The sequence below is a fragment of the Bacillus timonensis genome (assembly GCF_000285535.1).
In the GTDB taxonomy this organism is placed as follows: domain Bacteria; phylum Bacillota; class Bacilli; order Bacillales; family Bacillaceae_L; genus Ferdinandcohnia; species Ferdinandcohnia timonensis.
The window spans coordinates 903,134-927,649 of the sequence record NZ_HE610985.1 but is presented as its reverse complement, the minus strand read 5'-3'; the positions used below and the strand labels follow the sequence as shown (position 1 = coordinate 927,649).

Genomic DNA, 24,516 nt, shown 5'->3' with positions numbered 1-24,516 from the left:
TAAACAAAACGCTTGCGGTTAAATCCCCGCAAGCGTTTTTCATCATCGGTCTGCAGGGAATACTAACCCCATTTGGTTTCGTGCTTCATCTAGAATTTCCATCACCACAATCGAATTTTCATATGTATTTATTGTTGATTCGAGGAAGCCTTTTTTAATGAGGTCAATAAATTCTTTTGCCTCATAGTACATGGTGTGGTGCTCAGGGAGGATTGAAATATCTTCAACACTTCCATCACGATAGCGAATTTCTACTTTTTCTGGTTCCGAAATTTTATCAATTAGTATACTGCCTTTTTCACCTTGTATTTCAGATGGGATATAGGAATTTGTGATTTTCGAAAACATCACCATTCCCTCCATGTCTTTGTAGTGGGCAACAATTCCACCTTCTCCATCAACACCGGAATCAAGCATAAGTCCACTTGCCTTTATCGACTCAGGTTTTCCAAATAATTGCACCATCGGATAAATACAGTACACCCCTATATCCATTAGGGCACCATTTGAAAATTCGGGTTTGAAAGCATTTAATATGGTTCCTTCCTTATAAGCGTCATAACGAGATGAATATTGACAAAAACTTGCAAAATAGCGTCGGATAGTGCCAATTTTTTCGATGTTATCTCGAATACTCGCATAAGAAGGGAGAAACCCTGACTTCAAAGCCTCCATTAACAGGACATTGTTAGCCTTCGCAGCTTGAATCATTTCCTTTAGCTCTCTTGTATTAGATGCAATCGGCTTCTCACAAAGAACATGTTTACCATGATTCAATAGAATAGTTGCTTGCGAGGCATGAAAGGAAGTAGGGCTTGCGATATAAACTGCATCCAACACATCAGATTGAGCCATAACTTCAATCGATGTAAAGGTATGGGGTGCCTGATACTTATCAGCGAATTCCTTGGCACGTTCCTCCGACCGTGAATAAACGGCTGTTAATGTAAAATCTTCAAGCGTACTTGTCGCTTTTAAAAAAGCATCTGTAATCCAATTGGTTCCAATAACTCCAAAACGTATCATAATTTTCCTCCATTAGTGAAAAGTAATCCTATCTAATCATTATATCAAACATGCAAATTTATAAAAAAATGTTAAAATAGGAAAGCAAACAAAATGGAATAGGGATGAGAAAATTGAAAGTTTTTTTTAGTTCATTACAATGGCTAGCCTTTATTATCGCTAGTTCGATTGTGGCACCCATCGCAATTGCAGCAATTTATGGCATGGACCCAGCCCAAACAGCTAGCTTTGTCCAGCGGACATTCCTTGTGTTGGGATTATCCTGTTTGGTACAAGTGTATTTTGGACATCGATTGCCAATCAATGAAGGACCTGCTGGTTTATGGTGGGGAGTGTTTATTATTTATGCGGGATTGGGCCCGACATTATACGGATCAAGTGAAGAAACTCTCCGAGCAATAGAAGCGGGAATTTTGGTGAGCGGTATCCTTTTTATGCTTTTAAGTATCTTCGGTATTATTGATCGTCTTTCAAAATTGTTTACTCCCGTTGTTACAGGTACTTATTTAATTTTACTTTCTCTACAATTGAGCGGTTCTTTTCTAAAAGGAATCTTTGGTGTTGGTTACCGTGGTGTAGAAGCTGTTAACTTAAAAATCTTCGTGATTTGTCTTCTTCTTATTTTGTTTACCTTTCTTTTTGCAGAAAAAGGGCCACGCGCGATTAGACAATATTCCGTGTTAATTAGTTTAGCCTTGGGGTGGATTATTTTTGCTATCTTCGGACTAACTGAGCCAACAAAAGTTACTTCGGATAAATGGATTGAAGTTCCTACCTTATTTGTGTTTGGGAATCCAATTTTTGATAGTGGAATGATAGCAACATCAATTCTCGTTACACTGTTGCTTCTTACAAACTTGATCGCCAGTGTGAGAGTCGTTGAACAGGTGCTTCAATCGCAACATATTTCTTTAGAAAAAACGCGGTATCGTCCCGCAGGATTTATGGCCGGGATTAATCAGCTTTTAGCGGGACTCTTTTCTGCGGTTGCACCTGTTCCAATCTCAGGCGCAGCGGGTTTTATTGCAACCACAAAAATTAATACAAGATTGCCGTTCATTGTTGGTAGTTTCATTTTGGTAGGAATCAGTTTCTTTCCAAGAATTATGAATTTCGTTTCTGGTTTACCAGCACCGGTGGGTTACGCTACCGTTTTTATCATTTTCGCCAACCTTATGCTACCAGCATTGGCTGCGTTTGAAAATCTAGAAAACAAGAGCCGATCCCGGTTGATCATTGTTTTTTCTTTATTTGTAGGGGTAGGGTCAATGTTTGTGCCATCAGAAGCATTTAAAAATGTGCCCCCCATTTTAACATCCATTTTAAATAATGGTCTCGTACTTGGTACTGTTGTGGCTATTCTGATTGAACAAACTATTTCAAAGTTGAGTTCGAAAAAGAAAGAAAGAGCCTAGTCGTAAAGCAGACAACTGTGCTACTATAAAGAAAAATCTGTTAAAAGCAAAGTACCTACGTATACCTTGCTTTTAACTAACGTTTCGTAGTTTAGTAGAGGTGACCTGATGGATACAGTTAAAATGTATATGGCTTTTACGAAAAAAGCCTTTATGAAATCAGCTGCCTATCGCTTTGACGTGTGGACTAGGTTGGTTTCAAATATTATCTTTTTATTAATGTGGATGTCAATTTGGTATGCACTTTACGCTGGAAAAGAAGAAGCAAGTGGAATCTCATTAACTGCAATGCTAACATATGTTGTAGTCAGCCAGTTTTTAACCGCCGTAAATGGTGCTGGAACTCCTTTGTGGGAACTCCAGGAAAAAGTTCGAACAGGGGACATCGCGCTAGAGCTAATGAGACCTTTTGATGTTCCATTACGCTATTTATTTGCCGATTTTGGAAGTGTTGCTTTTTACATGCTGACGGCACTCGTGCCTTTATATATTCTATTATTTTTCTTTGTTGATTTGAGCCTACCAACATCATGGATGACCTGGGTATTATTTATTATTTCAGGGTTTTTAGGGTTTCTAATTCGGTACTGTATCGAGCTAACATTTGGATTATTTACGTTTTGGCTCATTGAAACAGGGGGAATTGAGGATATATTTTATTTTTCCGTTTCACTTTTATCAGGATCTGTCATACCGCTGTGGTTTTTCCCGGGGTGGTTGCAAACGCTTGCGGGGTATTTGCCATTTCAAGGAATCTATTTTATTCCAAATGCTATTTTTATAGAAGAAATGACGGGAAAAGATGTGATTCTATCAATTGGAATTCAGCTGTTCTGGGTAGCTGTATCATATGCAATCCTCCGTTTTGTTTGGCATCAAGCGTCCAACAAGGTAATTGTGCAAGGAGGGTAAACAAATGAAAACTGTAGTAGACTATGTTCGTTTATATTTTCGCCTTGTTGGTGCAGGTGTCCGTGCCCAGATGCAATATCGGTTTGCGTTCATTATGCGGATTGTTGGGATGGTGGCTGCCTACACTGGAACTGCGGTGACAATGTGGGTGATGCTTTATCGATTTAAAGAGCTAGGAAATTGGAACTTTTATGAGCTGCTCTTTCTATTTGCACTTGCCGTATTGTCATGGGGATTTTGTATTATCCTCTTTTTCCATTTCAGAAGTTTGGATATGTATATTGTGAACGGAACCTTTGATCGGTTTCTCGTTCGGCCAATTAACCCGTTCTTTCATTTTATGGCAATGAAATTTGATATTGGGGCGGCCGGACAATTTATTTTTAGTATTCTTGTCTTTATTTGGGTGAGCAATGCCCTTGAAATTCAATGGCAGTTCGGTAAAATTCTGTTTTTATTGGGTGCCATTATCGGAGGAATTTTAATTCAAGGGGGACTGCTTGTATTTATTTCAGCGATAGCATTCTGGACGACAAAATCAGAGCGTTTTTATTGGGTTGTCATGTACCCAGCCCGAAATTTAACGAACTATCCGCTAGCAATTTATCCTAAGGTGGTCCAGTGGGTAACCGCATTTGTCGTTCCTTTTGGATTTGTTAACTACTTTCCAGCAGCGTTCATTTTAAATAAAGACATACCGTATTTTCCTTCTTATATCGGGTATTTAACACCGCTAGTGGGAGTCGTATTTTTTATAATCGCTTATTATGTTTGGATGCTTGGCTTGAGTCGATATAAGAGTGCCGGATCGTGATGTAGGGGGGGACAGTCATGGCCATTATTGAGGTTAAAAATCTAAGGAAAGAATTTAAGATTGCAAAAAGAGAAACAGGGTTAGTCGGAGCCTTAAAGAGTGTCGTGAACCGACAATTTGTCACGAAAGAAGCGGTTAAAGATATCTCATTTTCCATCGAAAAAGGAGAAATGGTTGGATATATTGGGCCCAATGGTGCTGGGAAATCAACAACAATAAAAATGCTCACTGGAATTTTAGTTCCATCAAGTGGCTCGATTCGAGTAAACGGGATTATACCATATGAAAATCGGAAGGAAAACGCAAAAAGTATTGGTGTTGTATTTGGTCAACGAACGCAGCTTTGGTGGGATCTACCGACCATTGAATCATTTGAATTGTTAAAAGAAATTTATCGCGTTTCAGATGCCCGTTACAAAGAGAACATGGAGACCTTCACTGATATTCTCGGCCTAGGGGAATTTTTAAACACACCTGTTCGGCAGCTTTCATTAGGTCAGCGAATGAGAGCGGATATTGCGGCATCATTGTTACATGACCCTGACATCTTGTTTTTGGATGAACCGACGATTGGTCTAGATGTGGTGGCAAAAGAGAAGATGCGCGAGTTTATACAAGAAATCAATAAACTTCGAAATGTGACGGTTATTTTGACAACGCATGATATGGAGGATATTGAAAAGCTTTGTAAAAGAATGGTACTGATTGATCATGGACAAAAGGTGTATGATGGTGATATTGCAGCGGTTAAGTCTCGATACGGGAAAATGCGGACATTAATCGTCGATGTTGAGGAAAATGGAATCGATTTACATGTATCAAACGGGGAGCTTTGCAAAGAAGAAGGGAATCGAAAATGGATTCGCTTCAATCGAGATGATTTTTCGGCTTCAGATGTGATTTCTCAAATCACAAAGACTCATAATATTACAGATTTAACTGTAGAAGAGCCAGAAATCGAGTCGATAATTAGTCGGATTTATCAAGAAGGATTTACAAAAGAAGAAGTTCCGATGAAAATTTAACTTTATTCAGCGGAAGTCCCCACCTTAAATAAGTGGGGGATGTATGCAATAAGAATAACCAACCAGAGAGGGTCCAAACACCGGCTGAATAAAGTCAAAGCCTCCGGCGGATGCCACGATTTTTAAGGGGAAGTTTTTCGAGCTTGCTCGAAAAAAATCGGGCACAATTACGCCAAGTCGCATTTGATTATTTTACTGTGTTTTGCCCCACGGGTGGATAGCCTCGTGGGGAATACTTGTCTTTATGGCTGTTATCTTTTGTTTTTTGGTGATTATTCAGGGTTTATGGCCATTATTTTAACTTTATGGCTGATAATCGTGCTTTTATGGCTGTTAGCATAAAAAATGCCCCGAAATTCGCTTCGGGGCATTAAACTTACATTTTAAAAAAACAAATACGCCATCCCAACAACAATTGGTAATGTAATAAGTGTCCGCTCTAGAAAGATAATAACTAAGTCTAAGAAGGAAACTGGCAATTTTGAACCGAGTAACAATCCTCCAACCTCTGACATGTAAATTAACTGGGTAATGGATACACCTGCAATTACAAATCGAGTGAGATCAGTTTGTATATCAGCCCCAATAATGGACGGTAGGAACATATCAGCAAACCCTATCACCATTGTTTCAGATGCCGCAACCGCTTCAGGAACTTGCAACAAGGATAGAATCGGTACAAAAGGTGCCCCAAGATATTTGAAGATTGGTGTAAACTCCGCAATAATAAGTGCAATTGTTCCAATTGCCATAACGACTGGAACAACACCCATCCACATATCAAGTACGTTTTGCATGCCGCCTTTTAACACATTTGAAAAGCCTTCACTTTTTTTCGCTTGAATTACCGCTTGTTTCATTCCCCACTTGAAACGACTTACATTCGCTGGAATGCTTTCGTCTGCTTTTTGGGTTGTGCCTTCATAATACGTATCCGGTTTCCTTGATAATGGCGGAATTCTCGGTGTAATGATTGCTGCAACCAAGCCAGCGAAAAGAATCGTAAAATAAAACTGACCAAACATATTTTCCAAGCGCATTTGAGCTAAAATAACAACAGTAAATGTGATGGAAACAACTGAGAATGTTGTTCCAATTATCGCTGCTTCCCTCTTTGTATAATAACCATCTTCATATTGTTTATTGGTAAGGAGGACCCCAACCGTTCCATCGCCTAACCATGAAGCAATTGCATCCACGGATGAACGTCCTGGTAATCTAAAAAGGGGACGCATCACCTTCGTCAACAATGCACCAAATAGCTCTAAGAGCCCGAAATCAAGTAATAAGGGTAAAAAGAGTCCTGCAAATAAAAATACGGAAAATAAAACAGGTATTAAATCAAATAATAACGTACCACCAGTCGAATCTGACCATATCGCAGATGGGCCAAGTTCGAATAAAGTCATAATTGCGAAAATCATCCCTAGAATTCTTGCAATGACCCAAATTGGGGATACATAAAATAACCCAGATAAAAAGGGAGACTTTGTTATAAATGCAGGTTTTATAAATACTGAAAGAATAGAAATAATCCCAGTAATCGTAATTAACCCAGTCATTATATAAGGGATAGATCCACCTAATAAATCTTGTACAATACCTGCCAGAATGGCAACGGGGATTGTAAATGAATTATCATAGTGAAACGGAACAATAAATAAAATAATTCCGATTAAGGAAGGAATAATAAATTTTAAATAATCAGCTATTGCTAGTTTTTCTTGATGTTTTTTGAAATTCCATGTTGTTTCACCTCGAATACTAAATCAGAAAAAGTCACAATGAATACTTTATAACAATTTGCATAAAAATGCGAGTGATTTTTAAATAAAAATGCTTCCAAACGTATAAAAATACTATTCTGACAAGACAGTTATTTCTACTTGCTTTTTTGTAGCATTTCCAACTAAAACTAAATCATAATGGGGGATACTAAAAAGAAGAAAGGAGTGGTTCTAGATGAAAAAACGTAAAAATCATGATGACCCAACAATTGCAGTTGGAATGGACATTGATGACGAACTAAGAGAGGATGCATCAATGGAAGAGATAGAGAAGGGTGATTACACACAAGTTACCACCCTGGCATATGACGAGAATGATCCGAGTTAAACAAAAAAGAGGCATGTCACTTCGTGTGGCACTGCTTCTTTTTGTTAGGTAAAAAATCCCAAGTTTTCTGATTTTCTTTATAAGACAACCTCAAAAATGATAAAATTGTAGTATACTAGAATAATGGTCTTATAGAGTTAGAGTCATAAACTAGGAGAATGATGAAATGTTACAGAAACTCAACAAAAAATTAGAAAAGCTCATGCCACTAATTACACCAACAAGCGTGGTAATAGGTGTATTACTGACCGCATACTTGGCTCCATTTTCGTATTTGGTACCGTGGATTTTTGCATTTATCACTTTTTCTGGAGCGCTAAGTTCAAGCTTCGGCTCATTAAAAAGAGTAATCACGAATCCATTCCCAATCATACTTGCTCTTTTTACATTACATTTAATTATGCCCGCATGGGCTTGGATAGTTGGCCATTTAACCTTTCCGGGTGACACTTTTACAATTACTGGTTTGATTTTAGCAGTAGTTATTCCGACAGGAGTTTCAAGCTTTATCTGGGTGGCGATGAAGCACGGAAACATCGCACTGACACTTTCGATTATTTTGATTGATACTTTATTATCACCTTTTATCGTACCGTACAGCCTAAAACTATTTGTTGGAAGCAATGTAGAAATGGACGTTATGAGTATTATGCAAGGTCTCTTTTTCATGGTTGTTCTTCCATCTATTCTCGGTATGGTTGTTAATCATTTAACAAAAGGAAATTGCACAAAAACAATTAGTCCAACCTTAGCCCCTTTTTCAAAAATTGGCCTTGGTGTGGTGGTCATGATCAATAGTGCGGAAATTGCTCCCTTTTTAAAAAATGTAAATATGAAACTAATAATGACAGGAGCGGTCGTTTTCTTTATTGCATTTTGTGGCTATTTAATTGCGTGGGGAATCGGTCGCTTGATGAAATTAAATCCAGATATTATTATCGCCCTTATTTTTACTGGGGGCATGCGAAATATTAGTGCTGGTGCTGTCATTGCAATTACATTCTTCCCATCCGAGGTTGCTGTTCCTGTTGTTGTGGGAATGCTGTTCCAGCAGGTGTTAGCTTCGATTTATGCTCTATTTGTTGACCGTGTATATTCGTTCGAACGCGTTGAACAAAAATTCACTGCGTAACATGCGTTAGCCACTGGCTAGCGTATTTTCTTTTAAAAAATAGATTGAATTTCATGGTGCAAACGACTAGGATTATATGTTGAGGTCTTTCTGTAAGCGCAACTTTGTGTGGGGAAAACTCATGAGTTTGAAATTGAAGAAAAACGTGCAGAATAGACAAAAGAAAAATGATTGGGGGACATACATATGGAAGAGGCAAAGTATTGTAGGGAATCTTTTGTTGTGAAGACAAGCAATGTATTTCCGCCTGATACGAATTACCATGGAACAATGTTTGGCGGTAAACTCATGGCGTATATTGATGATGTTGCTTCCATTTCAGCATCGCGCCATTCACGTTCACCAGTTGTAACAGCATCAACGGATTCAGTAGACTTTCTTCATCCAATTCATGAAGGGAGTTCGGTTTGTTTAGAAGCTTATGTGACTTATACTGGTCGATCATCAATGGAGGTTTTTGTAAAGGTGATTGCTGAGGACTTATATACAGGAGAACGGAATATTTGTGCTTTATCCTTTTTAACTTTTGTCGCATTAGACGAAAATGGTAAATCAAAGCCCGTTCCGAAAGTTATACCAAAGTCTGAGGAAGAAAAGATGCTTCACGAATCTGGAAAAGAGCGTGCGGAAAATAGAAAAAGACGTAAAAAAGAAAACGAAAAAATGGCATCGAAATTTAGCCTCGCTTTGCCATGGGAAGTGTAAAAAAAGGTTGCCCAAAGTCGATTATGACTTGGACAACCTTTTTTCAATTACCCACGTTGTTCTTTTAACAAATCACGTATTTCCGTAAGAAGTTGTTCTTCTTTTGTTGGAGTTGGATCTGCAGCTGGTTTTTCTTCTTCCTTTTTCTTAAAATGCTGGAAAAAGCGGATAAAGAGGAAAATAGAGAAAGAAATAATTAAAAAGTCCACAACTGTTTGCAGAAATGCACCATACATGATTTCCTCACCGTTAAAGGGGATAGAGGCCTTAGATATGTCTACTCCACCTAACAAAAAGCCAACTAACGGCATAATAATATCATTTACTAGCGATGTAACGATTTTTCCAAATGCTCCTCCGATGATTACCCCGACAGCAAGGTCAATTACATTTCCTTTTAAGGCAAACTTTTTAAAATCATTTAGCATATTGTTTGTCTCCTTTCAAATTCATTTCTTATTCTACCGAAAAGCTATCAGAAGAAAATAGTACAAATGGCTTAACTCTTGAACTTTTCTAGTTGATGGAGTAGGTTTTCACTTTTTAGTATTTCGATTTGTCTGTCTCCTAATAAGTCAAAATGGGGAAAACCAGCCCGGTTATGGATGTATTTGGAAGGAATCCTGTATTTTTTACCCCAACTCTTGAGTTTTTCAAGGTCTGCACAACCAACCTTTGTTACCGTCGTCATTCCTGGAAAACGCTCGTCAATCCAATAATGTGTAAGAAAAGCGATTTCTCCATCAGAAACCTTTTTCTTCCACTCAAGAAGTTCTCTTCGTTTAATCCCAAAAGCCATTGACATATTCACCTCAACATCTATACTTACTTAGCTCATATTATACCAAAAGAAAAGGGAGTGCTGAAATTAGGAAACAGTACGAGTAGGAGAATCAAGTTTCTAAAGTAAGATGGGTCTTTAGTAGTAGATAATTTTGTTAAAATTTATAATAGCATTACTAATTTTAGATAATTTTTCCTGTTTATTTAAATAAAATGGAGAAAATATTCTCCATTCTCAATAAATGTGCTATTATTTAGATAATTCTAAAAAAAGGAGGACGAGCAGATTTTCAGCGTTGAAATACATAAAGGAAACCATAATTGAAAAGGAGAAAAAGGAGCGAGTTATGAAAAAATTAATTGTGATTGTCACTGCTTTCTTATTGTTAACTTTTTCGGTTATTCCAGTTTCAGCTAAAGGCGGTAATGATACCGCCAGGAAGAATGTATTACAAAACATCATAAAAGATCCTGATAAAAAAGGAAGAATTCTTTGGTATGATTTGTCAGCCAATATCGAGTACCTTAATACGAAAGAAAAAGTGAAAGAGATTGTTGGTAAGACAGCAAAAGCAAATATAGACACGATTATTTTAGATATTAAAAATTCAACAGGTTTTGTTGCTTATAATAGTCAATTAGCTCCTCATGCAAGTACATCTAAAAAGATTGATAAATTTCAAGGATACCCTGAGAACTATGATTTATTACAAAATGTGATAGAAGAGGCACATAAATACGGTATTAAGGTACATGCGGCCATCAATGTGTTCTCAGAAGGAAGCACGACTTTCCAAGAAGGACCAGCTTACGAGAATCCAGAATGGCAATCAGTTATTTATGAAGGCTCAAGGGTAGCAACAGCATCAAATGGAGAAACAAGAAAAATTGACGGTTCAAATACAACAAGAAATACAAATTATCTTGTTTTATATACGCCAGACAAGTATGATGTTTCACCTGCCAACCGTTGGGGTGCAGAAGTTCAAGTGACAGATGGTGTTGTCACACAAGTTTCTGACCGTAACACATATGGTACTCCAGCTTTAACAATTCCTAAAAACGGTTACGTTCTTTCTGGACACGGTACAGCAAGAACTTGGTTATTAGAAAACGTGAAGGTTGGAGATAAGCTGGACGTTTCATCAACTGAAACAAAACTTGTACCTTCCTCACAAGCCGCTGGCCATTCAACATTTGTAAACCCTATTCGTGACGATGTCCAGAATTATGAATTAGGTATCATTGAAGAATTAGTTTCAAATTATGACGTGGATGGTATTGTTCTTGACCGTGCAAGATACAATAATATTTACGCAGATTTCAGTGAATTAAGCCGTGAAAAATTTGAAGAGTATATTGGGCAAAAGGTTGAGAATTTCCCACAAGATATTTTTGAAATCAAATTTGACGAGAATGGTCAGCAAAGTATGAAAGAAGGCCATTGGTACAAAAAATGGATTGAATGGCGTGCAGGAAATATTCAATCCTTCTTTAAAAAGGCAGAGAACACAATCCATAATTTAAATGAAGATGTTTATTTTAGCACATATGTCGGTGCATGGTATTCTGATTATTACAGTGAGGGTGTAAACTGGGCAAGTAAAACGTATCAACCGGATTATAGCTGGACTACTCCGGATTATCACAAAACGGGTTATGCCGAAACATTAGACTTCATCATGACAGGTACGTATTTTGAACATGTAACAAAAGAAGAAGCTATTGCTAATGGTAGAATTGCGGAGCATAGTGTCGAAGGCTCTGCTGAGTTAGCGATGGATGTTATTAATGAATCGACATTTGTATACGGAAGTCTATATCTCAATCAATATATGAATAACCCAGAACAGTTCCGGAAGGCCCTTCGCAAAGATATCGAATTAACACATGGTGTGATGATCTTTGATTTAGTGTATCTAGAATGGTTTGATTGGTGGCATATTTTAGAAGAGGAATTTGCAGAGCCTAGTGAAACTCCGCATCATATTCCTGGACTCTTAAAAATGGTTCGAAGCGATACGTAATACAGAAGGAGGAGCGGGTTATATTAACCTGCTCCTTTCTCATGGTCTAGGAAATGATAAATATTTATCACTATGGATATGGTTTTATGAGTGTATCTAAGTCTAGTTCCAACGTGTGGTTGGGAGCATCATACGCTGGCGCTTTTGTCTTGGATAATAGATTGAATTTTATAAAAAGTAAATTTATACTAAAGTCAGGAAATTATCTCCATTTCATGTAAGTATGGAGGTAAATTTCTTACTTTTTAACAAGAAAGGGAGATTATATGAAAATACAAATTTTAGGTACAGCAGCGGCAGAGGGGTTTCCGGGGTTATTTTGTAACTGTAAACATTGTAAAAAGGCAAGAGAACTAGGGGGAAAGAATATAAGAACCCGTTCTTCAACTATTATCGATGATACTATTAAAATTGATTTTCCACCGGACACCTATCACCATGTCTTAACACATAATCTCGATCTTTCGAAAGTAGAGAACTTATTATTTACTCATACTCACATGGACCATTTTAACCCGAAGGACCTAGGAATGAGAACACCAGGCTTTGCACATGATTTTTCGTATCCACTACATATATACGGAAATGACGCAGCTATCTATAAGTGTAAAGAAGTATTATGGCACACTGAAAATTATTTTACATTTAATTTAATGCATCCCTTTACTACGTACGAAGTTGGCACAGCAAAGGTGACGCCGTTGCCTGCAGACCATAACCCGTTAGAAACATGTTTGCTCTTTTACATTGAGAAGGATGGAAAAAAGATATTTCATGGTCATGACACAGGGTGGTTTCCGGAACAAACATGGGAATGGTTATCCACTAAGAAAATCGATGTAGCGATTTTGGATTGTACAAATGGGCTTTTACCAGGGAGAAGAAATCATCTTAATATCGAGGCAGTTAAGGATATACAGAAAGTATTTCTTGATAAAAACATCATGTCGAATGAAGGTCAAATCATCGCAACTCATTTTTCCCATAATATTGGCTTAATGCACGATGATTTAGAAGAAATCTTTGCTTCTAGTGGTATAAAAGTTGCCTACGATGGAATAACCCTTCACGTTTGACGTTTCAGATCTATCTAGAACAAGATAGGTCAGGAAGAAAAATACGTAATCTAATCACTGAAAAAATGGTAAGAAAAACAAAGGAATCGAGGGTGCCAATGCTATTCTACGAAAAACAAATCAAAGAATTTGAAAACTATAAACCTGAACTGACTAGAGAAAAGGATTTTCTACAATTTTGGGAAGATACCTTGAGGGAATTAAATGATACTCCACTCCAAATCCAAATGCAAAAGATTGATTATCCACTCAGTCAAATTGAAGCTTACAGTTTGATATATAGGGGATTTGCACAAACACCCATAAATGCTTATTACATTTTACCTGAAAATCAAGGTGGAAATCTGCCGTGTATCATTACTTTTCATGGGTATGGTGGTAACAAAGGTTCTATATCTAGTTACATGAAATGGATTATTCAAGGATATGCGGTTTTGGCGGTAGATTGTCGAGGGCATGGTGAAAGCGCCGAGGACACATATTATTCGGTTAGTGCTACCGGAACATGGGCTACACAAGGAATCCTTGATAAATATGAATACTATTATAGAAAGATATATATGGATTGCAAACGAGCGGTCGATGTTGTTTTTACGAGAGAGGAAATTGATAAATCCAGAATTTGCTTGCACGGAGCAAGCTTAGGTGGAGGAATTTCACTAGCGGTTGCTGCACTTGACAATCGACCTTCATTAGTAGTTGCTGATGTTCCAAATATGTGCAATATCGAACTTGCTATCCAGCAAAAATTCGAAGGATCTCTCATGAGTGTTGAAAACTTTATGCACAGATATCCTGAAAAAAGTAAACAGGTATTTGAAACTCTTTCCTATTTCGACAATCTTAATTTAGCACCGAAGATCAAGAGTAAAACGAGACTTTCAGTTGCCTTCAAGGATTTAATTTGTCCTCCACAATCCATTTACGGGGTGTATAACAAGATTGATGCACCTAAATCTATCATTGCATACCCATTCTCAGGACATGATGCACCAGGAATTATCTCGCATATCGATGGAACAATTGCTTATATAAAAGAAAACTTATAAATAATGTAAGGTTGAAAGGACAATAGATTCGTGCTCTCCATTGTTGTAGATTTAAATTTCTAAAAATTTCTACAATTATATTGACAAGGTAATTTTCTTGCAATAGAATAAAATTTGAAGAATATATTCACTATTGCCTTATGTTTTAGGAGCAAAGTTCCACTCGGATGTGAAATCTTCTTCAATTAAAAAAGGGGGAAATCGAATTGAAAAGATTGAAAAGGCTTTCAATGTTATTGATCGTTTTAATGCTTTTTGTTGCAACTGCCTGTTCGAACAATGAAAGTGCAGGTAATGATGACGAAGGTAAGAAAGATGAGAAAAAGAATGTTGAAATTAAGTTTTGGACGATTTCACTTAGCCCTACATTTGATGATTACATAAACGGTTTAGTCGACCAGTTCGAAGAGGAAAATCCTGGAGTTACCGTAGTATGGGAAGACATTCCATATGATACTGTTGAGCAAAAGACGTTAACAGCTGCTGCATCTGGCCAGCTTGCTGACGTTATGAACTTAAACACAGACTACCTTAAGAAACTTGCGGCCGTTGGAGCTGTAATGGATCTTACAGAAAAGGCGGCAGATGTTAAGGATGATTTCTTTGAAGGTGTATGGGAAGCAGGAAATTTAGGTGACAAGACATATGCCCTTCCTTGGTATCTATCAACTGGTGGTCTTTTATACAATAAGGAATTATTAGAAAAGGCAGGTATTGACCATCCACCTGCAAGTGAGGAAGAAGCTTGGGAAATGTCAGAGATTCTTTATGAAAAGTTGGGGGTATATGGAAATACACCAATTGACATCCATTTATTCTTGCCGCAAAATGGTATTCCTTTAGTCTCAGAAGACTTAAAGAGTGCCGCCATTAATACGCCTGAGGCAGTTGAAGTATTTAAGACTTTTAAAGAGCGTTTTGATAAAGGCTTGATTCCAAAAGAAATCTTGTTAGCTCAAGCAAAACCAAACGAATGGTATGCCCAAGAGAAAATGGCATGGTGGGGTACTGGTCCACAACTTTATCGCCAAGTTAAAGACCTTTCACCAGAAGTATATGATAAATCTGATGCAGCACCAGCAATTGTTGGTTCGTCAGGATTTAGACATGTATCAATTATGAACATTGCGGTTTCTGCGAAATCGAAGGCTCCTGATGAGGCTGTTAAATTTGCTAAGTTTGTTACAAACGCTGAAAGCCAGCTAGCATTCAGTAAGATTGTTGCAATTCTCCCATCAGTAAAAGAAGCTGCAGCTGATGAATTCTTCACTCAAGGTGAAAATTCGGATGATCCTGCAGAAAAAGGTAAATTTTATGCGGCAAAACAGTTAGATATTGCGAAGGATATGTTCGCTCCTGTTGAGAATATTTCAGAGATTAATAAGGCTGTTAACGAAGAATTCCACAAGGTCTTATTAGAAGATAAAGATCCTCAGAAGGCGATTGAAGATGCTGAAGCGAAGATTAATGAGCTTCTCAAGACAAAATAAGATACAGTGCATTTCATTAATAGATTGATAGTAATTATCTATGGCATTCATGATTGCTTAAGGCATAGTGAATGCCTTCTTTTCTAAAAACGGGTCTCGAAAAGAAAACTCCACTAGTTGAAGTTTCTTTTATCAAATGTAGTTGATCTTCATGGCATGTTTAACCAGACTAGCATTCGTGACTATAGTAGGGGTGATTGTATGTATAAAGCAAGACACGCTTGGATGTTTCTTTTACCAACCGGTATTTTGTTAACCACGTTTACCTTACTGCCGGCCCTCGCAGCCCTGGGGCTAAGCTTTACAGAATACAATGTATTTATGGGAACGGTAGATTGGGTGGGGTTAGAAAATTTCATTAGGGCATTTAAAGATGAAGAGTTTTGGAATGCATTAAAAAATACAGCTTATTATTGGGTTTTAGTCACACCTGCACTCGTTGTTCTTCCAGTCTTTCTGGCAATTCTTGTTAATCAGCAGTTAATAGGAATTAAATTGTTTCGATTAACTTATTATTTTCCGGCACTCGTTTCCGTTGTCATTACAGCAATTTTGTGGAACTGGTTGTTTGCAAGTGATGGTATTTTTAACTACTTGTTAAGCCTAATTGGAATTAATCCGATTGATTGGTTAACGAGTAGGGGATTTGTAATGATTAGTCTTGCCATTGTAACGATATGGCAGGGTTTGGGTTATTATATGCTTTTTTATCTAGCCGGGTTACAATCTGTCCCAACAGATTTATACGAAGCAGCTGAACTAGATGGAGCCGGATTCTGGCAAAAACATATTCATATCACGTTTCCTATGTTAAAGCCGATTATTTTCTTTACGGCCGTAATCTCAACGATGTCAGCCTTCAAAGAGTTTACATTAATGTTGACAATGACTGATGGTGGACCAATAGGGGCATCAAAAACCGTTGTGTTCCTTGTTTTTGAAAAAGCTTTTAGACAACTGGAAATGGGATATGCTAGTGCAATTTCTTTTATTCTATTTATTATCATCCTAATTTTGACTTTATTAAATAAACGAACACTGGATAACCCGTCTTAAGGAGGTAGAGTAATATATGCAGCCTACACAAACAAACACAAGCACAGTGCCAGACATTAAACCAAAAGGGCAGTTTCGGAATCTACCAAGTAAAAGGAAGATTACTCGCCTGATTATATCCTATTTCTTTTTAATAGTCGTAATGGTTGTGATGATTGTACCTTTTTTGTGGTCAGTTTCGACTGCGTTAAAGGGACAAAACGAAGCTATCTTTTCATTTCCTCCAAAGTTTATTCCTGAAAATATTACCTTAGATAATTTTATTACAGTATGGAATACACTCCCAATTCCTCTTTATTTATGGAATAGTACAATTTTAGCCTTCTGGGGAGTTATCTTACCATTACTATTCTGTTCGCTGGCTGCGTTTCCGTTAGCACGAATGAATTTTAAAGGGAAAAATATTGTGTTCTTAGTCATTCTGTCAACGATGATGATTCCTGGAGAAGTAACGATGATACCGATATATTTGATCCTGGAAAAACTACACTTAATCGGATCATTTTCTGGTGTTATCTTGCCTGGGGCTGTTTCAGCATTTGGTATCTTTTTAATGAGGCAAGCATTTATGGGTATCCCTAAGGAAATTGATGAATCCGCCATTATTGATGGTGCTAGACCTTGGCAAATTTGGTGGTATATTATGATTCCGATGGTAAAGCCGATGCTTGCGACATTAGCGATTTTAAGTTTCATAGGTTCTTGGAACAATTTCTTATGGCCACTCCTTGTTTTACAAGATCCAAACACATATCCGTTAACAGTAGGCTTGTATGACTTAAAAGGAGCCTTTGTAACGAATACACGACTCGTATCAGCAGGTGCAATCATTGCCCTCATACCAATATTAATTGTTTTTGTGGCATTTCAGAATTACTTTATAAAAGGTGCATATAGCAGTGCCGTAAAAGGGTAATGATTCCAATTTAGTTTAGAAAAAAATTCTAAATCGTATCCAATCACACATAGAATATGATGTAAAAGATCCTCATTTACCATTTTTTTTGGATAGCGGTGAAGAAAAAATCCTTTTTGTTATTCAGCCGGTGGATTATTCTTCCATTTCGTTGGTGCGATTATAAAAAAGAGGGGAAATGATGAAAAAACAGGAGTTTTTGGACGTAATATATAGACAATTAATTGTATCGTGTCAAGCTTTAGAGGATGAGCCATTACATGGTTCGATGTATATGGCGAAAATGGGTCTTGCTGCCAAAATGGGTGGAGCTGTTGCGATACGGGCAAATGGAAAGGAAGATATCATTGCAATTCAGGAAGCAACTGGATTGCCGACGATTGGCATTATTAAAAGGGATTACCCGGATAGTGATGTGTTTATTACACCTACCTTAAAGGAAATTTCTGAGCTAATTGAGTCTGGAACAGATGTTATTACACTAGATGCAACGTTTCGGGATCGACCAACCGGTGTTACGTTTAAAGAGTTGGTATGGTACATCAGAAAAAATAGTTCAAGTCTAATCATGGCTGACGTATCTACAGTTGAAGAAGGTATTGCTGCTGTTGAAGAGGGATGTGATCTTATCTCTACCACACTCTCTGGATATACACCATATAGTCCTAAAATGGAGGGACCTGATTTTAAGCTAATTAAGGACCTGACCGCTACTTGTAAAGTACCAATTATTGCGGAAGGTAGAATATCGACACCAGACGAGGCAGTTATAGCTTTTCAAAATGGTGCACATTCAATAGTGGTAGGTTCTGCAATTACAAGACCACAGGACATAACAAAGAGATTTGTAGAAAGAATTCAAAAAGCAGAACTAAAGAAATGACAGGTGATAAAAAATGATTATCAAGGACCTCGAAGTCTTTCCTTTGTCATTGCCTATGAAACAAAGTTTTCAAATTTCAGGTGGGACAGTAGGAGACAGTAATCAAGGTGCGCCGCATGTTTATGTGAAAATCGTTTCTGAAGACGGTTCCGAAGGCTGGGGAGAAGCTAGACCAAGTCATAGATGGAGTTATGAAACAATAGAGACTGTTGTTTCAACCATTCAAAAATACATTAAACCGATGCTCATTGGAAAAAAGGCTGATGATCTCACAACGATTCATGAACTGATTGATAAGGAAATTTCCTCTGGTTTCTCAAAGGGTCAGCCCATTTGTAAAGCAGCTGTAGATATGGCCCTTTATGATCTAATTGGAAAAAACTCTAACAAAACTTTATCAGAAATTTGGCTAGGAAAGTCAAAAGAAAACATTGATTTATCATATCTTATAAGTACAAGGAACATTGAGGATGCTGTCAAAAAAGCGAGATATGCCCATGATAATGGGTATAAAGCGGTTGATGTAAAAATCGGATTCAATGTTGATACTGATATGGAAGTTTTGGAAGCAGTGAAAGTAGAAGCACCAAATTTATTTTTTAGAGTGGATGCAAATCAAGGTTATACGCTTCCGGAAGCAATAAAGGCAGCGAAGAAAATGGAAAACATAGGGGTGGACGTTTTTGAACAGCCTTTAAAAGCAAACGATTTGCTTGGGGCTAGAGAATTGAGACGAAAAACGTCAGTTCCAATCGCTTTAGACGAGAGTATTTGGAGTCCTAGTGATGTATTACAAGCGATTCGACTTGAGGCCTGTGATTATGCGGTGATTAAACTCACCAAAATGGGAGGAATTACGGGTGCTAAATTAGCAGGAGAAATTGCAAAAGAAGCCAATCTTGGATTACTTGGTGGTGGGTTAACAGAATCGACTTTAGGACTTACAAGTAGTGCTCACTTGTTCAATTATTTAGGAATCGAGATTCCATCTGATTTGAATGGCCCGTTTTTCTTAGAGGATGATCCAATTCAAAACAAAAAGAGTATTGAAGCGGGAGCGATTTCACTACCGTCAGGGTATGGCATCGGTTGTGTCGTAGATTCTAAAAAACTCGAAGTATTTAAATTTCTAGTTTAGGAGGAGGGTAAAATGGGTCGAAAGATTAGGTATGGAATCATTGGTTGTGGTGTAATTTCTCCTTTACATGCTGAGGCGATAATTGCATGTCCTTTTACTGAACTCATTGCAGTCTCTGATTTGCGATTGGAGACAGCAAGGAAGTTTGCGGAAACCTTTAGTGTCTCTACCTATGTATCTGATTATAAAGAGCTTCTTGCTATGGAAGATATAGATGTCGTTTCAATCTGTACACCTAGCGGAACACATGGTCAAATTGCGATTGATGCTGCATTGGCTAAAAAGCATATACTTTGCGAAAAACCCCTCGAGATAAAAGCGGACATTATGACTCGAATGATAGAAACCTGTAGTGAACAAGGAGTTAAATTAGGTTGTGTCTACCAACGAAGGGCCACAAGCATCGTTCAAACAGTAAAAGAGGCCATCACTACTGGTGAAATTGGAAAGCTGATTTTATGTGATGCCTACTTAAAATATTACCGTGACCAAGCGTATTACGATAGTGCTGGTTGGCGTGGTACATGGGAGATGGATGGTGGAGGAGCTCTCATGAATCAAGGTGTTCACGGGATTGACCTATTTGTTTGGCTAACAGGTGGTGTCTCGAAAGTGTTTGCAAGAACAGCTGCATTATCAAGAAATATTGAGGTCGAGGATACTGCTGTGTCTGTTTTAGAATGTAAGAATGGAGCTTTTGGAGTAATTGAGGGTACCACCTCCGTTTTTCCTGAGAGAAATACACGAATTGAGCTTTATGGGGAAAAGGGAACAATTATCTTTGACGATAATGGAATCCAGGAATGGATAACCATGGAAAAAGGAGACATTACGAAAGAGATAAAAATTGACCAGAAAAATATTGAAGGAGTAAGGTCAATTGGCCATTATAATTTTATAGAAGATATGGCGAACGCAATTATCGAGGATCGAGACCCTATGGTACCTGGCGAGGAAGCAAGAAAAGCTGTTGACTTAATCCTGTCAATCTACGAATCTTCTAAAAATCAAAAAGAAGTTTACTTGTAAGGTAGGCATGTTATGAAAGTTTATGTAAGTGTCGATATGGAGGGAATCGCAGGTATCTTACTACCTGAACAGTTGAAAAAAGGCGAATTGTATTATGAAGAGGCAAGGAAACTCTTAACTACTGAAGTGAATGTGGTAATTGAGGGGTTACTTGAGGCTGGTGTTAACGACATCTATGTAAAGGATGCTCATGGAACAGGGTTTAATTTTATCGCTTCTGAATTACATCATGGGGCGAGATATTGTATGGGGGCAACAAATGTATCCAACCGCTTCCCAGGGTTGGATTCAACGTTTGACGGTGCAATGTTAATTGGGTATCACGCAATGGGTGGAACAGAATATGCAATTAGGGACCATACAATGACATCAGTCGGTTGGCAATCCATTCACCTCAATGGAAGACCTATAGGTGAAATCGGAATTGATAGCCTCTTATTTGGTTTACATAATGTACCCGTCCTTATCGTAACGGGAGATAAAAAAACGTGTGCAGAGGCAATTGAGGAAATTCCGAACGTACGAACATACGAAACAAAAGAAGGGTTTGGAAGACATGCAGCTTTGATTAAACCACCAAAGTTAGTATACAGGGAATTAAAAGAGTCGATAAAAGAATCAATTGCTACTAGGACAAATGTGATGCCGACTACATTAGATGCACCATACGAACTAGTAATGAAATTTCTAAGTACAGACCAACTCGATCAAAGGTATTTTGATGGTACACGAAGTAAACGAATTGACGGTTTAACTGCCTCATATTCAAGTGACGATATTATTGAAGTTCTTTCAATAGCTTTATAAATAGTTGTGGGTAGAGGTGTAATAATAATGGAATATTCAATTGGAATTGATATTGGCGGTACAAAGATTGCAGCGGGCATTATAAACAAAATGGGGAGTGTCGTAATCAAGAAAACATTCTCAACGCCTCAAGAAACAAAAGATTCTATCATCCAGTTACTTGAGAATATTATTTTTTCCCTGTCTGAGACTGCGAAAACGGAAGGGAAAAAGCTGGTTGGTATAGGTATTGGTACTGCTGGGCAAATCGATTTTGAAAAAGGCAAAGTTCTGTCAGGAACAGCAAATATCAAAGATTGGAATGATGTTCCGTTAAGGGATATTCTTTCACAGAAAACTGATTTGCCTATTTTTGTAGAAAATGATGTAAATGTTCTTGCCCTTGCAGAACAGCAACTCGGTGTAGGAAGGAATGTTGAAAACCTGATATGCCTGGCTCTAGGAACTGGTGTTGGCGGCGGGGTAATCACAGGAGGTAAGTTGCTTCGAGGTGCATGGGGAGGCGGGGCTGAATTAGGCCACATTACAGTGGATATGAATGGGCCTTTATGCAACTGCGGATTTCAGGGGTGCGTTGAGACGTACACGTCAGGAACGGGAATCGCAAGAATGATGAGGGAGGCATTAATAACTTATCATGAAAGCGAAGGTAATAGTGAACTACTATATTATCAAAAACATCCCGAAGAAGTAACAAGTAGACTTGTATTTGAATTAATGAGTGCAGGAAATGAAGTAGCAGAAAGAGTGGTAGGGACCGCTATTAATGCCCTTTCATTTGCGATTGTTAGCATGATACATACCTTTAATCCAACACTGATCATTCTAGGTGGTGGAGTATTACAAGAGGGGGAATGGTTTATTAATAAGGTACGCGAGAGAGTAGGTGAATTGGGTATCCGTTCCCTAGTGGACCCAGTTGAGATAAAAGGGACCCAACTCGGTAATGATGCAGGATTAATAGGTTCGGCCATTCAACCATGGGTGTATGGAGTTGATGTAGAGGTAATAAAAGAAGTAAATAAACAGTAAACTGGTTTACAATTTTATCGTTAAATTGAGGAGGACGACAATGAAAAAGATAAATATTGGAGTTATTGGTGCAGGAAGTATTTCTGATCTTCATTTTGGTTCTTATGCCAAAAATGATCGTGCCAAAATAGTTGCGGTTTGTGATCTCAATCGTGATAGAGCAGAGCAAAAAGCAAAGACATATGGTGCAAAACATGTATACACGGATTACCATGAGTTGTTAGCGAATCCTGAAATTGATGCAGTCAGTATATGTACATGGAATAATAGTCATGCTGAAATAAGTATTGCTGCACTTAAAGCTGGCAAGAATGTACTTGTTGAAAAGCCTTTATGTAAAACGGTTGAAGAAGCATTGGAAGTTGAAAGAACTGTAAAGGAAACGGGTAAACTTCTTCAGGTTGGATTTGTTCGAAGATACGGAAGCAACACTCAAATTCTTCAAAAATTTATACAGAATGATGAATTAGGTGATATCTATTATGCGAAGGCCTCTTGTATTCGAAGATTAGGAAATCCTGGAGGATGGTTCTCTGATATAGAACGTTCAGGTGGAGGACCATTGATTGATTTAGGTGTTCATATGATAGATATATGTTGGTATCTAATGGGGCGGCCAAAAGTGAAATCAATTACTGGTAATACCTATCATAAACTTGGAAATAGATCAAATGTAGAAAACTTATCTTACTACAAAGCATCAGATTTCGATGCAACAAAAAATACGGTAGAGGACCTTGCAAATGCTCTCATTCGATTTGAGAACGGAGCATCATTATTTGTTGATGTAAGCTTTTCCCTTCATGCGAAGAAGGATGAGATTTCTGTTAAATTATTTGGAGAAAAAGGTGGAGCAGAAATAGAACCTGAATTTCTCATTGTTTCTGAAAAGTACGATACAATTGTGAATCTGAATCCACAAATCGACAATTTGTCTTTTGATTTTGTGAAGGCGTTTCAATCCGAAATCGATTATTTTGTTGAATGCTGTCGTACCGGAAGTGAAACAATTAGTCCTGTTGAAGATGGAGTCGAGATGATGAAAATCTTATGTGGAATCTATGAATCTAGTGAGAAGGGGACAGAAATTCAGTTTTAATATATTACTTACGATAATAATTGAATAATAGAATGTATGTTATACTTTTCCTGTAAGCCGAAAAGAAGGAGTAGAATTTGAATACGATGACGAAATCGAACCCAATATTAATGATAACAAGTATTTATAAATCACTGACAAAGGCTGAACAAAAAGTAGCAGATTTCGTTATGATGGATAAGGAAGAAGCTGTATATTCGTCAGTAACAGATCTTGCAGAGAAATCAGGAGTAGGAGAGACAACCGTTATTCGATTTTGTCGGAAGCTTGGATTTCGTGGGTATCAAGAGTTTAAGTTAGCTGTTGCACAAAACCTTGTTAGTCCTGAAGAGCATGTACATGGAAAAATTGAAGAGAATGACACACTTGAAGTAGTTTCTAGAAAAATAACAACCCAAAATACGCATGCGCTTGAAAATACGCTTAATTTATTACAAACACAAGCACTCGAGAAAGCTGCTAATGCAATTGTCTCGGCAAATCGATTGTTTTTCTTCGGTATCGGTTCATCAGGTATCACAGCAATGGACGCAAATCACCGGTTTATGCGTTTTGGATATAACGTGATCCATTCTAGCGATTCACACGTGATGGCAATGAATGCTGCTCTCGTAACAAGGGATGATGTGGTTTTCGGCATATCCACCTCAGGAAGTACAAAAGATGTTGTTGACGCAATTCGAATTGCTAAGGAAAATAATGCCTTTGTCATTTGTTTAACCAATCATGCACGGTCTCCCATCACAAAGTATGCAAACGTTATTTTATTAGCTGCGTCCAAGGAGTCTCCACTCCAAGGCGGTGCATTTGCTTCAAAGATTGCACAACTTCATTTACTCGATATATTAACAACTGTTATTGCATTAAAGGATAAGGGTCAAACCTTCAAATCAATTGAACAGACAGCTAAAGCAGTCTTAGATAAAATGTACTAATTTTTGTTTATTATAGATGCAGTTTTTTGCTGCATCTTCTTTTATAAATTAG

At 37.7% G+C, this 24,516-nt stretch carries 24 protein-coding genes; 20 read left to right on the top strand and 4 right to left on the bottom strand.

Annotation, left to right across the window (positions count from 1 at the left end; all coding sequences use genetic code 11):
- Positions 1 to 42: 42 nt before the first annotated feature.
- Positions 43 to 1,026: a Gfo/Idh/MocA family protein gene (locus BTHG_RS04925; protein ID WP_010282984.1), complete on the bottom strand. Its 984-nt coding sequence runs from the start codon at positions 1,024 to 1,026 to the stop codon at positions 43 to 45.
- Between the two features lie 113 nt (positions 1,027 to 1,139).
- On the opposite strand from BTHG_RS04925, the gene BTHG_RS04920 reads away from it, so the two are divergent.
- From BTHG_RS04920 to BTHG_RS04905, 4 genes are all read left to right on the top strand, one after another.
- The gene (locus BTHG_RS04920) at positions 1,140 to 2,441 is read left to right on the top strand and encodes a purine/pyrimidine permease (protein ID WP_010282983.1); all 1,302 of its coding nucleotides are present in this window, start codon (positions 1,140 to 1,142) and stop codon (positions 2,439 to 2,441) included.
- 108 nt (positions 2,442 to 2,549) lie between these two features.
- On the top strand, positions 2,550 to 3,353 hold the full coding sequence (locus tag BTHG_RS04915; RefSeq protein WP_010282981.1) for an ABC transporter permease: 804 nt from the start codon (positions 2,550 to 2,552) through the stop codon (positions 3,351 to 3,353).
- A gap of 4 nt (positions 3,354 to 3,357) precedes the next feature.
- Entirely contained in the window at positions 3,358 to 4,167 is an 810-nt protein-coding gene (locus BTHG_RS04910) for an ABC transporter permease (RefSeq protein ID WP_010282979.1), read from the top strand.
- A gap of 17 nt (positions 4,168 to 4,184) precedes the next feature.
- On the top strand, positions 4,185 to 5,192 hold the full coding sequence (locus BTHG_RS04905) for an ABC transporter ATP-binding protein (RefSeq protein ID WP_010282977.1): 1,008 nt from the start codon (positions 4,185 to 4,187) through the stop codon (positions 5,190 to 5,192).
- A gap of 383 nt (positions 5,193 to 5,575) precedes the next feature.
- Here the strand turns inward: BTHG_RS04905 and BTHG_RS04900 are convergent, their stop codons facing one another.
- Entirely contained in the window at positions 5,576 to 6,754 is a 1,179-nt protein-coding gene (locus tag BTHG_RS04900) for a YjiH family protein (RefSeq protein ID WP_010282975.1), read from the bottom strand.
- Positions 6,755 to 7,154: 400 nt separating this feature from the next.
- On the opposite strand from BTHG_RS04900, the gene BTHG_RS27000 reads away from it, so the two are divergent.
- The 3 genes from BTHG_RS27000 to BTHG_RS04885 all read left to right on the top strand — a co-directional run bounded on the left by BTHG_RS27000 (position 7,155) and on the right by BTHG_RS04885 (position 9,144).
- Positions 7,155 to 7,307: a hypothetical protein gene (locus BTHG_RS27000; protein ID WP_010282973.1), complete on the top strand. Its 153-nt coding sequence runs from the start codon at positions 7,155 to 7,157 to the stop codon at positions 7,305 to 7,307.
- 166 nt (positions 7,308 to 7,473) lie between these two features.
- Positions 7,474 to 8,439 (top strand): bile acid:sodium symporter family protein, encoded by a 966-nt coding sequence (locus tag BTHG_RS04890; RefSeq protein ID WP_010282968.1) that lies wholly within the window; start codon positions 7,474 to 7,476, stop codon positions 8,437 to 8,439.
- 186 nt (positions 8,440 to 8,625) lie between these two features.
- Positions 8,626 to 9,144 (top strand): acyl-CoA thioesterase, encoded by a 519-nt coding sequence (locus BTHG_RS04885; protein ID WP_010282966.1) that lies wholly within the window; start codon positions 8,626 to 8,628, stop codon positions 9,142 to 9,144.
- 47 nt (positions 9,145 to 9,191) lie between these two features.
- Here the strand turns inward: BTHG_RS04885 and mscL are convergent, their stop codons facing one another.
- Together mscL and BTHG_RS04875 are read right to left on the bottom strand one after the other, a co-directional pair.
- The gene (gene mscL / locus BTHG_RS04880; RefSeq protein ID WP_010282964.1) at positions 9,192 to 9,572 is read right to left on the bottom strand and encodes a large conductance mechanosensitive channel protein MscL; all 381 of its coding nucleotides are present in this window, start codon (positions 9,570 to 9,572) and stop codon (positions 9,192 to 9,194) included.
- 71 nt (positions 9,573 to 9,643) lie between these two features.
- Complete coding sequence (locus tag BTHG_RS04875; RefSeq protein WP_010282962.1) at positions 9,644 to 9,943, bottom strand: hypothetical protein; 300 nt, start codon at positions 9,941 to 9,943, stop codon at positions 9,644 to 9,646.
- Between the two features lie 331 nt (positions 9,944 to 10,274).
- On the opposite strand from BTHG_RS04875, the gene BTHG_RS25690 reads away from it, so the two are divergent.
- The 13 genes from BTHG_RS25690 to BTHG_RS04810 all read left to right on the top strand — a co-directional run bounded on the left by BTHG_RS25690 (position 10,275) and on the right by BTHG_RS04810 (position 24,464).
- Entirely contained in the window at positions 10,275 to 11,954 is a 1,680-nt protein-coding gene (locus BTHG_RS25690) for an alpha amylase family protein (RefSeq protein ID WP_187370751.1), read from the top strand.
- Positions 11,955 to 12,220: 266 nt separating this feature from the next.
- Positions 12,221 to 13,030 carry an MBL fold metallo-hydrolase gene (locus BTHG_RS04865; protein WP_010282958.1) on the top strand — a complete coding sequence of 270 codons (810 nt, stop codon included), beginning with the start codon at positions 12,221 to 12,223 and terminating at the stop codon, positions 13,028 to 13,030.
- A gap of 98 nt (positions 13,031 to 13,128) precedes the next feature.
- The gene (locus BTHG_RS04860; protein WP_026021694.1) at positions 13,129 to 14,079 is read left to right on the top strand and encodes an acetylxylan esterase; all 951 of its coding nucleotides are present in this window, start codon (positions 13,129 to 13,131) and stop codon (positions 14,077 to 14,079) included.
- 206 nt (positions 14,080 to 14,285) lie between these two features.
- Positions 14,286 to 15,569 (top strand): ABC transporter substrate-binding protein, encoded by a 1,284-nt coding sequence (locus BTHG_RS04855; RefSeq protein ID WP_010282955.1) that lies wholly within the window; start codon positions 14,286 to 14,288, stop codon positions 15,567 to 15,569.
- 201 nt (positions 15,570 to 15,770) lie between these two features.
- Positions 15,771 to 16,625, top strand: a complete 855-nt coding sequence (locus tag BTHG_RS04850) for a carbohydrate ABC transporter permease (protein ID WP_010282952.1) — start codon at positions 15,771 to 15,773, stop codon at positions 16,623 to 16,625.
- Between the two features lie 16 nt (positions 16,626 to 16,641).
- The gene (locus BTHG_RS04845; protein WP_010282950.1) at positions 16,642 to 17,541 is read left to right on the top strand and encodes a carbohydrate ABC transporter permease; all 900 of its coding nucleotides are present in this window, start codon (positions 16,642 to 16,644) and stop codon (positions 17,539 to 17,541) included.
- 181 nt (positions 17,542 to 17,722) lie between these two features.
- Complete coding sequence (locus BTHG_RS04840) at positions 17,723 to 18,424, top strand: N-acetylmannosamine-6-phosphate 2-epimerase (protein WP_010282948.1); 702 nt, start codon at positions 17,723 to 17,725, stop codon at positions 18,422 to 18,424.
- Positions 18,425 to 18,437: 13 nt separating this feature from the next.
- Positions 18,438 to 19,562 (top strand): mandelate racemase/muconate lactonizing enzyme family protein, encoded by a 1,125-nt coding sequence (locus tag BTHG_RS04835; RefSeq protein WP_010282947.1) that lies wholly within the window; start codon positions 18,438 to 18,440, stop codon positions 19,560 to 19,562.
- Between the two features lie 12 nt (positions 19,563 to 19,574).
- The gene (locus BTHG_RS04830; protein ID WP_010282946.1) at positions 19,575 to 20,591 is read left to right on the top strand and encodes a Gfo/Idh/MocA family protein; all 1,017 of its coding nucleotides are present in this window, start codon (positions 19,575 to 19,577) and stop codon (positions 20,589 to 20,591) included.
- 12 nt (positions 20,592 to 20,603) lie between these two features.
- Entirely contained in the window at positions 20,604 to 21,398 is a 795-nt protein-coding gene (locus tag BTHG_RS04825; RefSeq protein WP_010282945.1) for a M55 family metallopeptidase, read from the top strand.
- Positions 21,399 to 21,425: 27 nt separating this feature from the next.
- Positions 21,426 to 22,430, top strand: a complete 1,005-nt coding sequence (locus BTHG_RS24275; protein ID WP_010282944.1) for an ROK family protein — start codon at positions 21,426 to 21,428, stop codon at positions 22,428 to 22,430.
- Between the two features lie 40 nt (positions 22,431 to 22,470).
- On the top strand, positions 22,471 to 23,529 hold the full coding sequence (locus BTHG_RS04815; RefSeq protein ID WP_010282943.1) for a Gfo/Idh/MocA family protein: 1,059 nt from the start codon (positions 22,471 to 22,473) through the stop codon (positions 23,527 to 23,529).
- Positions 23,530 to 23,615: 86 nt separating this feature from the next.
- Positions 23,616 to 24,464 carry a MurR/RpiR family transcriptional regulator gene (locus BTHG_RS04810; protein WP_010282942.1) on the top strand — a complete coding sequence of 283 codons (849 nt, stop codon included), beginning with the start codon at positions 23,616 to 23,618 and terminating at the stop codon, positions 24,462 to 24,464.
- Positions 24,465 to 24,516: the final 52 nt, after the last annotated feature.